At 67.0% G+C, this 12,682-nt stretch carries 14 protein-coding genes and 1 pseudogene; 7 read left to right on the top strand and 8 right to left on the bottom strand.

The features are described 5' to 3' along the window. Positions 1 to 291 precede the first annotated feature (291 nt). The 3 genes from rbsK to WT53_RS25690 are packed head-to-tail and all read left to right on the top strand — an operon-like array spanning position 292 to position 3,699. Positions 292 to 1,218: a ribokinase gene (gene rbsK, locus WT53_RS25700; RefSeq protein WP_034209376.1), complete on the top strand. Its 927-nt coding sequence runs from the start codon at positions 292 to 294 to the stop codon at positions 1,216 to 1,218. Positions 1,219 to 1,258: 40 nt separating this feature from the next. Beyond that, entirely contained in the window at positions 1,259 to 2,632 is a 1,374-nt protein-coding gene (gene fucP / locus WT53_RS25695) for an L-fucose:H+ symporter permease (RefSeq protein ID WP_034209377.1), read from the top strand. A 2-nt stretch (positions 2,633 to 2,634) separates the two neighbouring features. Beyond that, a complete protein-coding gene (locus WT53_RS25690) occupies positions 2,635 to 3,699 on the top strand; it encodes an aldose 1-epimerase family protein (RefSeq protein ID WP_060262239.1) in 1,065 nt (354 codons plus the stop codon). A 34-nt stretch (positions 3,700 to 3,733) separates the two neighbouring features. Here WT53_RS25690 and deoR read toward each other — a convergent pair whose 3' ends face one another. After that, entirely contained in the window at positions 3,734 to 4,504 is a 771-nt protein-coding gene (gene deoR / locus WT53_RS25685) for a DNA-binding transcriptional repressor DeoR (RefSeq protein WP_034209379.1), read from the bottom strand. 146 nt (positions 4,505 to 4,650) lie between these two features. Here deoR and deoC point away from each other — a divergent pair, with 146 nt between their 5' ends. The 3 genes from deoC to WT53_RS25670 all read left to right on the top strand — a co-directional run bounded on the left by deoC (position 4,651) and on the right by WT53_RS25670 (position 7,643). Continuing rightward, the gene (deoC, locus tag WT53_RS25680) at positions 4,651 to 5,331 is read left to right on the top strand and encodes a deoxyribose-phosphate aldolase (RefSeq protein WP_060262237.1); all 681 of its coding nucleotides are present in this window, start codon (positions 4,651 to 4,653) and stop codon (positions 5,329 to 5,331) included. 269 nt (positions 5,332 to 5,600) lie between these two features. After that, positions 5,601 to 6,512: a phytanoyl-CoA dioxygenase family protein gene (locus tag WT53_RS25675; RefSeq protein WP_060262235.1), complete on the top strand. Its 912-nt coding sequence runs from the start codon at positions 5,601 to 5,603 to the stop codon at positions 6,510 to 6,512. Between the two features lie 264 nt (positions 6,513 to 6,776). Beyond that, positions 6,777 to 7,643, top strand: a complete 867-nt coding sequence (locus tag WT53_RS25670) for a DUF2071 domain-containing protein (protein WP_060262233.1) — start codon at positions 6,777 to 6,779, stop codon at positions 7,641 to 7,643. Positions 7,644 to 7,662: 19 nt separating this feature from the next. Here WT53_RS25670 and WT53_RS25665 read toward each other — a convergent pair. From WT53_RS25665 to WT53_RS25650, 4 genes and pseudogenes are all read right to left on the bottom strand, one after another. Beyond that, positions 7,663 to 7,908, bottom strand: a pseudogene (locus WT53_RS25665) (anthrone oxygenase family protein); the annotation flags it as partial. A gap of 67 nt (positions 7,909 to 7,975) precedes the next feature. After that, positions 7,976 to 8,398: a type II toxin-antitoxin system VapC family toxin gene (locus WT53_RS25660; protein ID WP_034209383.1), complete on the bottom strand. Its 423-nt coding sequence runs from the start codon at positions 8,396 to 8,398 to the stop codon at positions 7,976 to 7,978. After that, positions 8,389 to 8,643, bottom strand: a complete 255-nt coding sequence (locus WT53_RS25655) for a type II toxin-antitoxin system Phd/YefM family antitoxin (protein WP_034209384.1) — start codon at positions 8,641 to 8,643, stop codon at positions 8,389 to 8,391. The genes WT53_RS25660 and WT53_RS25655 overlap by 10 nt, the downstream gene beginning before the upstream one ends. Positions 8,644 to 8,795: 152 nt before the next feature. Beyond that, entirely contained in the window at positions 8,796 to 9,626 is an 831-nt protein-coding gene (locus WT53_RS25650; protein WP_060262229.1) for an NmrA family transcriptional regulator, read from the bottom strand. A gap of 95 nt (positions 9,627 to 9,721) precedes the next feature. Here WT53_RS25650 and WT53_RS25645 point away from each other — a divergent pair, with 95 nt between their 5' ends. Continuing rightward, positions 9,722 to 10,384, top strand: a complete 663-nt coding sequence (locus WT53_RS25645; RefSeq protein ID WP_060262227.1) for a TetR/AcrR family transcriptional regulator — start codon at positions 9,722 to 9,724, stop codon at positions 10,382 to 10,384. A 72-nt stretch (positions 10,385 to 10,456) separates the two neighbouring features. On the opposite strand, the gene WT53_RS25640 is transcribed toward WT53_RS25645, so the two are convergent. The 3 genes from WT53_RS25640 to WT53_RS32985 all read right to left on the bottom strand — a co-directional run. Further along, on the bottom strand, positions 10,457 to 11,311 hold the full coding sequence (locus WT53_RS25640; RefSeq protein ID WP_034209387.1) for a 3-hydroxybutyryl-CoA dehydrogenase: 855 nt from the start codon (positions 11,309 to 11,311) through the stop codon (positions 10,457 to 10,459). 38 nt (positions 11,312 to 11,349) lie between these two features. Next, entirely contained in the window at positions 11,350 to 12,543 is a 1,194-nt protein-coding gene (gene bktB, locus WT53_RS25635) for a beta-ketothiolase BktB (protein ID WP_059825882.1), read from the bottom strand. A gap of 49 nt (positions 12,544 to 12,592) precedes the next feature. Further along, on the bottom strand, positions 12,593 to 12,682 hold a 90-nt coding region (locus tag WT53_RS32985; protein ID WP_143031905.1), incomplete at its 5' end, for a 4Fe-4S dicluster domain-containing protein.

The raw sequence follows: 12,682 nt of genomic DNA, 5'->3' as shown, positions 1-12,682 counted from the left end.
ATCCTGGCGTGCGGCCGCGAAGCGCGCGACATGGCTCGCATCGCGCCGCGCAACGAAAACCCGAGAACGCGGCATCGTTCGCGTAACGACTCTCAGCGCCCCCCCCGATGAATCCGAACCCGCTTCAACGCGGCGGAACGAACAATTCGTCCGGCCGGATGCCCGCCCCCACAAGTGACCCTTCTAACATCATAGGATTGCATTTTCACATTCAATGTGATTTTATTATCACCTGTCGCAAGCCGCCGCCGACCACGCGCGCGGCGCCCCCATACCAAGGAAGAGACGCAGATGGAGACGATCGCCGTCATCGGCAGCAACATGGTCGACCTCGTGACCTATGTCACGCGCATGCCCGCCCGGGGCGAAACGCTCGAGGCGCCGAACTTCGAACTCGGCTGCGGCGGCAAGGGCGCGAACCAGGCCGTCGCGGCCGCGCGCCTCGGCGCGCGCGTCGTGATGGTCACGAAGGTCGGCGACGACGTGTTCGCCGACAACACGATCCGCAACTTCGAGCGCGAAGGCATCGACACCACGCACGTGCGCAAGGTCGCCGGCGTGCCCAGCGGCGTCGCGCCGATCTTCGTCGAGCCCGATTCGAGCAACAGCATCCTGATCGTCAAGGGCGCGAACCGCCATCTGCAACCGGCCGACGTCGATGCGGCCGCGCCGATGCTTGCCGACTGCGCGCTGATCGTGCTGCAGCTCGAAATCGAGCTCGACACCGTCTATCACGCGATCGAATTCGGCGCACGGCACGGCATTCCCGTGTTGCTGAACCCGGCCCCGGCCGTCGCCGACCTCGATTTCGAGCGCATCCGTTCCGTCGAATTCTTCGTGCCGAACGAGACCGAGCTCGCGATCGTGTCGGGCATGCCGGTCGATTCGCGCGACAGCGCGACCCGTGCCGCCGAAGCGCTGGTCGCGCGCGGGCTCAAGCACGTGCTCGTCACGCTCGGCGACAAGGGTTCGCTGCTGGTATCGCGCGACGGTGCGCGTCACGTGCCGGGCGTGCCGGTCGACGCGCGCGATACGACGGGCGCCGGCGATGCGTATATCGGCTGCTTCGCGCGCTGCTATGCCGCGTCGCGCGACGCCGTCGACGCGATGCGTTACGCGTCCGCCTATGCCGCGCATTCGGTCACGGGCCTCGGCACGCAGAAGTCGTACGCCGACGCCGCGACGTTCGAATGCTTCCTCCGCGACGCCGGCATCTGACCGGCGCCTTCATCGACGAGACATTGGGAAGGAGACACCCATGAGCCGAACCAGGATCGAACACACACCCGACGGCTATTACCTGAATCGCACGCCGCTCTTCGCGTTTACGCTGCTGTGCTGCCTGTTCGCGCTGTGGGGCACCGCCGCGAACCTGAACGACGTACTGATCGCGCAGTTCAAGAAATCGTTCTTCCTGTCCGATTTCGAATCGGCGTTCGTGCAGTCGGCGTTCTATCTCGGCTACTTCTTCCTCGCGATTCCGGCCGCGACCGTCGTGAAGAAGTTCAGCTACAAGACGACGATCCTCGTCGGCCTGCTGCTCTACACGACCGGCTGCCTGCTGTTCTTCCCGGCCGCGTCGATGGCGAAGTACGGGATGTTCCTCGTCGCGCTGTTCGTGATCGCCGCGGGCCTGTCGTTCCTCGAAACGGCGTCGAACTCGTATTCGACGCTGATGGGCCCGCGCGACACCAGCACGCGGCGACTGAACATCTCGCAGACGTTCTATCCGTTCGGCGCGATGGCCGGCGTCTACATGGGCAGCTTCCTGATCTTCAAGGAAGGCGACGCGTCGCATGCGCAGCTCGCGGCGATGTCGGCCGCCGAAGCCCACACGCACCAGCTCGCGATGATTCAGGCCACGCTCGAACCGTACAAGTGGCTGATCGTCGTGCTCGCCGCCGTGTTCGTCGTGTTCGCGCTCACGCCGTACCCGGCGTGCAAGGGCAACGGCGCGAGCACGGTCACGCACCGGATCGACGCGCGCGGCACGCTCGCGCGCCTGTTCGGCAACCGGCGCTTCGTCGCGGGCGTGGTCGCGCAATTCCTGTACGTCGGCGCACAGGTCGGCGTGTGGAGCTTCACGATCCGGCTCGCGATGCAGATCGGCGGCCTCACCGAGCGCGGCGCGTCGCGCTACCTGCTCGCGACCTTCTTCGCGTTCTTCGTCGGCAAGCTGGTCGCGACGCTCGTGATGAAGCGCGTCGGCCCGGCCAAGGTGCTGATCGTCTACGGCATCCTGTGCATCGCGCTGCTCGCGTACACGATCAGCGTGCACAACATCACGGCCGTGTATGCGGCCGTGTGCGTGAGCATCTTCCTCGGCCCGTGCTGGCCGACGATCTACGGGCTGACGATCGACGGCCTCGGCAAGGACACCGAATACGGCGGCTCGATCCTCGTGATGAGCATCGTCGGCGGCGCGGTCGTGCCGCTGATCCAGGGGCTGATCTCCGATCACACGGGCGGCAACATGCAGCTCGCGTTCGTCGTGCCGCTCGCGTGCTTCGTCGTGATCGTCTACTACGGCTTCTACTGCCTGCGTCACCTGCCGGCGGCCACGCCCGACGCGGCGGCCGACGAGCACGCGTCCGCGCGCTACGCCGCGACGCGCCACACGTCGGGAGCCTGACCATGCGCGGCGAGATCGAACTGCGGCGCGACGATTTCCGCGAAACACCGCGCACGCTGTACCGCACCGACGGCATCACCGTCACCGCGTTCGCGTATCCGTCCGGCGTCGAGGCGCTGAAGCTCGAGAACCGCCGCGGCCATCTCGTCGTGCTGCCGTATCTCGGCCAGATGATCTGGGCCGCCGAATTCGACGGTCGCGACCTGACGATGAAGCACATGTTCCGGCAGCCGAGGCGCGCGACGTCGATCGTCGATACCTACGGCTGCTTCATGTTCCACAGCGGGCTGCTGCGCAACGGCTGCCCGGGGCCGGACGACACCCATGCGCTGCACGGCGAGATGCCGTGCGCGCCGATGGATCGCGCGAGCCTGGTCGTCGGCACGGATGCGCGCGGCGCCACGGTCGAAGTGACAGGCGAATACGAGTACGTGCAGGGCTTCGGCAGCCACTACGTCGCGCGTCCGTCGGTGCGGCTGACGGAGCACGATGCGCGGATGACGATCGCGATGGACGTGACGAATCTCGGCGGCGCGCCGATGGACCTGATGTACATGGCCCACCTGAACTACGCGTACGTGCCGGGCGGCCGCTTCGTGCAATCGCTCCCGAGCGGCGGCCTGCGGCTGCGCGACAGCGTGCCCGCGCACGTGAAGCCGACCGCCGCGTGGCGCGACTACACGGCGACGCTCGCGCGCGAACCGGCGCGGCTCGCGACGCTCGATGCGCCCGCGCTGTACGACCCGGAGATCGTGTTCTTCATGAACGACGTGGAAACGGATGCCGACGGCGTCGCGCATTTCCGGCTCGCGCATCCGGACGGCGGCGCGTTCCATACCGCGTACCGCCCCGCGCAATTCCCGCACGCGACGCGCTGGATCCTGCACAACGCGGATCAGCAGGTCGCCGCGTTCGCGCTGCCGTCGACCTGCGAGCCGGAAGGTTACGAAGCCGAACGCCGCAAGGGCCACGTCGCGGCGCTGGCGCCGGGCGCGTCGCGCCGCTTCGAAGTGGTCACCGGCTACTTGAGCGCGGCGGAAGCGCGCGATGCTCGACGCGATGAATAGCGCGACGCTCGGCGCGCTGCACGCCCGCGCCGCATCAGGTCACGAGCGCGATCCCGTGCTCGCGGATCGCCGTTTCGTAGCGGCGGCTCAGTTGCCCGTCGGAGATCACGTAGTTGAAATCGGTCAGTTCGGCGAAATAGGCCGCGCGCACTTCGTCGAACTTCGTGTGATCGACCAGCAGGAAGCGGTTCTGCGCGCGCGCCATCACCTTCTTCTTCGCATCGACTTCGTGGAAGTTGAAGCACGTGACGCCGCAGCGATCGCTCACGCCGGCCGCCGAGATGAACGCCTTCGACACGCGCACCGAATCGAGGATGCCCGTTTCGGCGACCGATTCGAACACCATGTTCTGGCGGTGATACGCGCCGCCGCACAGGATCACGTTGCAATGCGGCTTTTGCTGCAGCTTCGCGAACACGTTCAGCGAATTGCAGACCGCCGTGAATTCGAGGTCGTCCGGAATGAAATCGACGACGAACGGCGTGGTCGACCCGCAGTCGACGAAGATCGTGTCGCCGGTCGTCACGAACTGCGCGGCCAGCTTGCCGATGCGGCGCTTTTCCTCGGTCTGCCGGTTGTTCTCGGCGCTGATCAGGTATTCGCCGATGTCGCTGCGCTGCGCGGCGAAATGGCGCGTCACGTAGCCGCCGATCAGGCTGAGGCCGTGCGGGTTGTCCGCGAGATCGCGGCGGATCGTCATTTCGGACACGCCGAACAGCTCGGCGACTTCCCGCAGATGAATCGCGTTCTGCCCTTGCAGCACGTTCATCAATGTCTTGATCCGTTCGCCCTTCTTTGTTTCCATGCCTGTATCCTGCGTGCCCGTCGCGTGAGTCGCTCGTCGTGCCGGGCGCGCAGGCCCGGCCGGAATGTCGTATTTGTAACAAACCGATGTGAAAACATCAACTTTCCGTGTGCCCTTTCCGCACACGATCCGTGGAGTCCTGACACATGCCGCTTTCCAACGCCCAACTCGCCCAAACCATCGATCACACGCTGCTCGCGCCCGACGCGAGCGACGCGCAGATCCGCGAACTCTGCCGCCAGGCGGCCGAGCATCGCTTTTACTCGGTCTGCGTGAATTCGGCGAACGTGCCGCTCGCCGCGCGCGAACTGGCCGATACCGGCGTGCTCGTCTGTGCCGTGGTCGGCTTTCCGCTCGGCGCGGGGCTGTCCGCTGCGAAGGCATTCGAAGCCACCGCCGCGATCGCGGCGGGCGCCGGCGAGATCGACATGGTGATCAACATCGGCGCGCTGAAGAGCGGCCGCGTCGACGACGTGAAGGCCGACATCGACGCCGTGCACCGCGCCTGCGGCACGGTGCCGCTCAAGGTGATCCTCGAAACGGGATTGTTGACCGACGACGAGAAGGTGCGCGTGTGCGAGATGTGCCGCGATCTCGGCGTCGCGTTCGTGAAGACGTCGACCGGGTTCGGCCATGGCGGCGCGACGCTCGCGGATGTCGCGCTGATGCGCCGCACGGTCGGGCCGACGCTCGGCGTGAAGGCGTCGGGCGGCGTGCGCGACCGCGCGGCCGCGCTCGCGATGCTCGAGGCCGGCGCGACCCGGCTCGGCACGAGTTCGGGGGTGGCGATCGTCACGGATCAGGACGGCGGCGGGTCGGGGTACTGACGCGCGAACGGCCGGCTTTCGCGCACGTGCGTCACGCGTCGAGACCGGCCGTCGAAATGCCTCGCGCGAGCCCGACCATGCCGCGTCGCCCGGCGATTGCGCGCCCGCGCGGCCAGGTCGCCGGACACCCGCAGACGCCTCGTCGGCTGCTCCGCCGTCGGCAATCAACGTAAGATATCGAACAGAAGCGTCCCGCGCGAAAATACGAAAATCGAAAAAGAGGCCGTCTGCATCGCTTCGCGATCCGTGAACTCATCGTCAAGGCTCCAATGCAAGCCCATCTTCGGTCCCGGTTCCATCACGACGGCTTTGCGGTCATCGACGGGCTGATCGACACCTCGGAGATCGAAGACTTGCGCGAAATCGGCCATCGTCTGCTCGGCGGCCGCACGGGCTACGCCGAGGGCCTGATGTTCGATTTCTATCCCGAGTCGAACGGGCGCGATTTCGAACCTCAACTTCTCCAACTCCACTGGGCATCCTATTTCGAGCGTCGGCTATCGAGGCTCCGTATCCGCCGCGCCGCGTTCGATATCGCCAAGACGCTGCTCGGCCCGAACGTTCGTTTCGCCGGCGACAGTTTTTTCCTGAAGCAGGCGCATACGGACACCGTGACGCCCTGGCATCAGGACGACGCGTTTACCGACGCGCGCATCGACCATCGCGAAATCAACTTCTGGATTCCGTTGCAAGCCGTGTCGATCGACAACGGGTGCATGCAGTTCATCCCCGGGTCGCATCGGTACGACGTCCTTCCGCATGCACCGCTCGGGGGCGACGTGACCGCCCATGGACTCGAGTGTGTCGGCGGATTCGATCCGGCACGCGCCGTGGCGTGTCCGTTGATGCCGGGAGACTGCACCGTGCATGCGGGGCGCACGCTGCATGCCGCGGGGGCAAACTTCTCGGACCAGCCGCGGTACGCGTATGCGCTCAATTTCCGGTTGCCGCGACGGCGCTCGAGTATCGCGACGAACTTCCCCTGGCACGACACGTGGCGGCCCTCGCGCATCGAGCGCTCGCGGGTGTCCCGGAGTCTACGCGGGTGCTGGCCGTACCTTCGACGCGAACTGTACACGTTCGACTTCCGCAATCCGTTCGAGTGGCAACTCGCGGGCGGCAGGATCGCGCGTTGGTTGAACGTGTCGAGGCAACGGATGCACGAACCCGAGCCGGAATGAATCGTGGCGGGATCGCTGGAGCGCTGCCACATCGCCGGTACGCGCGGGTCGACGGCAATTTTTCCATCGATTCCGGCGCGCCGACATCCGCATTCGATCCGAAGCGCCGATTGCGATCGATTATCCGCACGCGTGCGTCACGCGTGAAAACCGGCCGGCGGGATCCATTGCACGAGCAGCACCTCGCGGCGGCGCCCAAACTGCACGCGGTTCGGCCAACGACGCGGCCCCACCCTCTTCCGCGCACGCGACAAGCCCGGCACAATGCCGCCCATGCACTACGACAATGCCTTCGTTTACCCGTCCGCCGGCCTCGTCGGCCGGATCGCCAACCGGATCGTCGCGAGCGGCTCGCTGCTGCGCGCCCGCCGCACGCTGCTGTCGCGGCTACCGTTCCTGCAGCTCGCGAGCGACGTCGAACATGTCGTGTATTGCACGTGGGTCGTCGATATCGCGGCCGTCGCACACCTCGTGCCGCGCGGCGTCACGCTCGCGAGCCGCGGCGGCCGCACGCTGTTTACAACACTCACCTACCGGCACCGGCACTTCGGTCCGCGGCTCGCGGGTCCGCTGCGGCGCGTCTTTCCGTCGCCGCTGCAGAGCAACTGGCGGCTCTACGTCGACGCGCTGCCGGACGGCGCGCCGGCGGAGCGCACCGTGCTGTTCGTGAAGAACGTGTTCGACCACCCGCTCTATGCGCTCGGCAGCCGGCTTTTCAGCGACGCGCTGCCGTCGCATCTCGCGCGGCCCTTTACCCATGCGGTACGCGACGGACGCTACGACACGCTGCTGGCGGGAAGCGGCGGCAGCGCGCCCGACTTCCGCTGCACGGCGCAAGCGTCGGACGATCGAACGCTGCCCGACGCGTTCGCGCCGTTCTTCAACGACTGGCGCGATGCCGTCGCGTCCGTGTCGCTGCAGCACTCGGCGATCGCGCACGTCGCAGACTGCGACCGCCTTGCGTACGCGTCGATCGACCTGCCGATCGACGTCGACGCCGTCCGGCCGCTGAAGACGGTCGGCCCCGTGGGCGAGAGCGACTTCCTCGCACGCATCGGCGCCACCGGCGAGCCGATGTGCTTCGTCGTTCCCGACGTCGCGTTCCGCGTGCTCTCCGAGCGGTTGCTGTAGCGCGCGGATCGGCGCGGCGCTACCGCGCCGCAATCCCCGCGATAAAAGACACGCACGCGGCCGCCGACGCCACCGTGCGCACGTGATTCCACCTCGTCCAGTCGTGCAGGTAGCGCGCCCACAGCGCCGCGCCGTGCGTCGTGGCCGGATCGGCCGCGGCGAGCGCATCGTTGAGCGGTACGTTGACGGCCAGCGTCACCGCGAACATGCCTAACACGTACAGCACACCTGGCAAGCCCCGCGGTCCGGATCGGTCGCCGACTGCTTCCAGATTCATCACGGCGCCTCAAAAAGTGGGCATCGCGTACGCGACACGCACGGCTCGAGGTCAATCACGCCGATGCCGACGTTTGCGGTACTCGCACCGTAAGACCCGGGAGGTCGGCAAAATCCGCCACATTCAGCGTCATCAACGTATAGCCTCGCTCGATCGCCTGCGCGGCAATCCACAGGTCGTTGTAACGCGGACGTGGCGAGCGGCCGGCCTGCTTGACGGCGGCGGCAAGCACCCCGAACGCGGCTGCGGTATGACGCGTGACGTCGAGTACCGGCCGCCGCTCGAGCTGGCGCAGATACGCAGCTCGACGCGCGCGCTCCGCAGCGTCTGCGCAGGCCTGCACGCCGAACGCCAGTTCGCCCAGGGAGATGGTCGAGATAAACACCGGCGCATCACCGGCAGTGTCGATCACGGCGCGAGATTCGACCGTGCCGCCGGCGAGCCCGACCCACACGCAGCTATCGATGATCATGCCCATGGGTCACGCACCCCGTCTTCGAAGCCTTCGCGGCTGTCGCGCAGCCAGCGTGCCGCGTCCTCGGCGCCCAGGCTCACTGGCAAATCGGCGAGTGCTTCGGCAGCACGCATCATGGGCTCGGCGGGCACCAGACGGGCGATCACCGTCTGATTGCGTTCGACCACGATCGTTTCGCGACGCTGGGCGACCTGATCGAGGATCTGGCGGGTATGGCGAGCCAGTTCTGTGGCGGTGATGGTCGGCATGGCGGCCTCCTGTGCATGGAATACGTATTATACGTAATTCATGCATCGACCGCCGTCATTTCGACAGATCGGCTCGCCGAAAAAGATGTCTTGGGCCCCATGGAAAATCAAGAACTTGGCCGCTCACAACAACGCTGAAGTCACGAACGCGATCACGGTCGGGCGCTCCACACGCCGGTCGCGGCGGCCGCACACGCATAGTCGGCGAAATCGCGCGCCGGGCGCCCGAGCGTGGCCTCGACGCCGTGCGTCACCGCGCTGTTGCGTCCGTCGAGCACCACGTCGAACAGGTCGTCGAGCAGCGCGACGATCGGCGCCGGTACGCCGACCTCGCGCAGCCCCGCGACGAACGCGTCGTGCGGAATCTCGCGATAGGCGATCGGCCGCCCGGCAGCCCGTGCGATTTCGTCGACCGCTTCGGCGAACGTCAGTGCGCGCGGGCCCGTGACCTCGATCACACGGTCCGCGAACCGCGCATCGGTGAGCGCGGCCACGGCCACGTCCGCGATGTCGTCCGCATCGACGAACGGCTCGGGCACCGCGCCGGCCGGCAACGCGACTTCGCCAGCCAGCACGCCGTCGAGCAGATAGCCTTCGGAGAAGTTCTGGTTGAACCAGCTTGCACGCACGACACCCCAGCCCACGCCCGACGCCTGCAGCGCAGCCTCGGCGGCCTGCGCACGCGGCTCGCCGCGCCCGGACAACAGCACCACGCGTTCGACGCCGCTGTCTCGCGCGCGCTGCGCGAATCCGGCGATCGCGTCCACCGCACCGTCCACGGCCAGATCGGGCTGATAGGTCACATAAGCGGCCGACACGCCATCGAGCGCGGCCGGCCAGGTGTCGGGCGCCGTCCAGTCGAAGCGCACCGCCGACGTGCGCGACACCGGTCGCGTCGCGAGGCCGCGCGTGCGCAGCCGGGCATCGACGCGGGCGCCCGTCTTGCCCGAACCGCCGACGATGAGAATGGGAAGTGCCGACATGTGCGTCTCCTTTTTGAAAAAACACGAGAATGTCTCGCGTTTTAAAAACACGATAGACTCTCGCATTAATAACGTCAAGTTTTTCGGGAGGCGGCATGGGCCGGCAAAAATCGGGGCAGAGCGACGAGCCCGACACGGCGGCGGACGCGCCGGCGCGTGCGCGGCTGGTACCGACGCAGCAGCGCAGCCGCGAGCGGTTCGAGCGCATCCTCGCGTGCGCATCGGAAGTGATGATCGAGAAAGGTTGCGACGCGTTCCGCATGAGCGACATCGTCGAACGCACGGGCATTTCGTTCGGGTCGCTGTATCAGTACTTTCCGGACAAGGCGGCCGTGATCGGCACGCTCGCGGAGCGCTACAACGAGGTTGGCCACGACTGCGTGCGGCGCGATCTCGCCACGATGAAGACGCTCGACGACCTGCACGGCACGCTCGCACGCATCACGGACAGCTACTACCGGATGTTCGTCGACGAGCCGCTGATGCGCGACATCTGGCGCGCGACACAGGCCGATCGCGCGCTGCAGGAACTGGATCGCGCGGACGGCGAATTCCTGGCCGGGCTGTTCGCGGATGCGCTGGCGGAAGTCGCGCCCGACACGACCCGCGCGCAACGCAGCGCATTCGCGGAACTGATGATGATCCAGATCGCGGCGGCCGTGCGCCATGCGATCACGTTGCCGCCGAAGGCGGCGCGGCAGCTTCTGGCAATGTTCAAGCGCGCGTTGCCGCGCGACCTGTCGATACTCGACGCGTAATCCCGCCGCGCGTGCCGCACAATGCACACGGCCGCCCGAAGGCGGCCGCGCGAAGAGGCACCGATGCGCCGCTTACTTGCCGTAGTCGTACACCCCGCGCCCCGTCTTCCGCCCGAGCCGCCCCGCCGACACCATCTCGCGCAGCAGCGGGCACGCACGATACTTCGGATCCCCGAAGTCCTTCAGGAACACGTCCATCACCGCGAGGCACACGTCGAGCCCGACGAGGTCGGCCAGCGCGAGCGGCCCGATCGGGTGGTTCGCGCCGAGCTTCATCCCCGCGTCGATCTCCTCGGCCGACGCGATACCTTCGGCCAGCACGAAGAACGCTTCGTTGATCATCGGCACCAGGATCCGGTTCACGACGAAGCCCGGCGAATTGCGCACGCCGATCGGCGATTTGTCGAAACGCTCGGTCAGCGCGCGCACGGCCGACGCGGTCGCGTCGCTCGTCTGCAGCCCGCGGATGATCTCGACGAGCGGCATCAGCGGCACCGGGTTGAAGAAGTGCATGCCGAGGAAACGCGACGGATCGGCAAGCGGCGCCGCGAGCGCGGTGATCGAGATCGACGACGTATTGGTCGCGATGATCGCGTCGGGCCGCGCGACCGACTCGATCTGCTTCAGGATGCGGCCCTTCAACTCGACGTTCTCGGTCGCCGCTTCGATCACGATGTCGACCGCCGCGAGCTTCGCGTAGTCGGTCGACGTCGCGATGCGCGCGAGCGCCGCATCGCGCGCGGCCGCGTCGAGCTTGTCCTTCGACACGAGCCGCTCGAGGCTGCCCTTCAGCGTCGCGAGGCCCTTGTCGAGTGCGGCGTCGCTGACGTCGATCATCACGACGTTCAGTCCGGCAACGGCCGCGGTTTGCGCAATGCCGTTGCCCATGGTTCCGGCGCCTACGACGCCGACGGTTTCGATGGTCATGACGATTCCTGTGTATTCGGATGCCGAGCGGTCGATTATCAGATGTTCTCGAAGATCGCGGCAATCCCCTGGCCGCCGCCGATGCACATCGTCACGAGCGCGTAACGGCCGCCGATACGCTTCAGTTCGTACAGCGCCTTCACCGTGATCAGCGCGCCGGTCGCGCCGATCGGGTGACCGAGCGAGATGCCCGAGCCGTTTGGGTTGACCTTCGCGGGATCGAGGCCGAGTTCCTGCGTGACCGCGCAGGCCTGCGCGGCGAACGCCTCGTTGGCTTCGATCACGTCGAGATCGGCGATCTTCAGGCCCGCGCGTTCGAGCGCCTTCTGCGTGGCCGGCACCGGACCGATGCCCATGTATGCAGGATCGACGCCCGCGTGCGCATACGCGACGAGGCGGGCGAGCGGCTTCACGCCCTGCGCGCGCGCAGCGTCCGCGCTCATCATCAGCACGGCAGCGGCCGCGTCGTTGATGCCCGACGCGTTGCCGGCCGTCACGGTGCCGTTTTCCTTCACGAACACCGGCTTGAGCTTCGTGAAATCGTCCGCGCTCGCGTCGTGCCGCACGTGCTCGTCGGTGTCGAACGCGACTTCGCCCTTCTTCGTGCGGATCGAGATCGGCAGGATCTGATCCTTGAAGCGCCCTTCCGCGATCGCGCGCGCCGCGCGACGATGCGATTCGAGCGCCAGCGCATCCTGCGCGTCACGCGAGATGTCGTACTTGCGTGCGACGTTCTCGGCCGTCACGCCCATGTGGATCGTCTGGAACGGGTCGTGCAGCGCGCCGAGCATCATGTCGACGAGCTTCGCATCGCCCATGCGCTGGCCGAAGCGCGCGGCCGGCACGGTGTACGGCGCACGGCTCATGCTCTCCGAACCGCCGCCGATCGCGACGTCGGCGTCGCCGAGCATGATCGTCTGCGCGGCCGACACGATCGCCTGCAGGCCCGAGCCGCACAGGCGGTTCACGGTCAGCGCCGGCGTGTGCTGCGCGACGCCGCCGTTGATCGCCGCGACGCGCGCGAGATACATGTCCTTCGGCTCGGTGTTCACGACGTGGCCGAACACGACATGCCCGACCGAATCGCCCGGCACGTTCGCGCGCGCCAGCACTTCGGCGACCACCTTCGCGCCGAGGTCGGTCGGCGAGAAATCCTTCAGGCTCCCGCCGAAATCGCCGATCGCGGTACGGACACCGCTCACCACCACGACTTCCTTCGCTGCATTGCTCATCGTCTCACTCCGGTTCGTTCACGCCCACGGGGCGCGGGGATGCGTTGCGTTACATGTTCGGATAATTCGGCCCGCCGCCGCCTTCGGGCGTGACCCACACGATGTTCTGCGTCGGGTCCTTGATGTCGCAGGTCTTGCA

It is taken from the genome of Burkholderia sp. MSMB2157WGS, assembly GCF_001532755.1.
GTDB lineage: Bacteria > Pseudomonadota > Gammaproteobacteria > Burkholderiales > Burkholderiaceae > Burkholderia.
The sequence above is the reverse complement of the archived record's forward strand: the minus strand, read 5'-3'. Positions and strand labels throughout refer to the sequence as shown.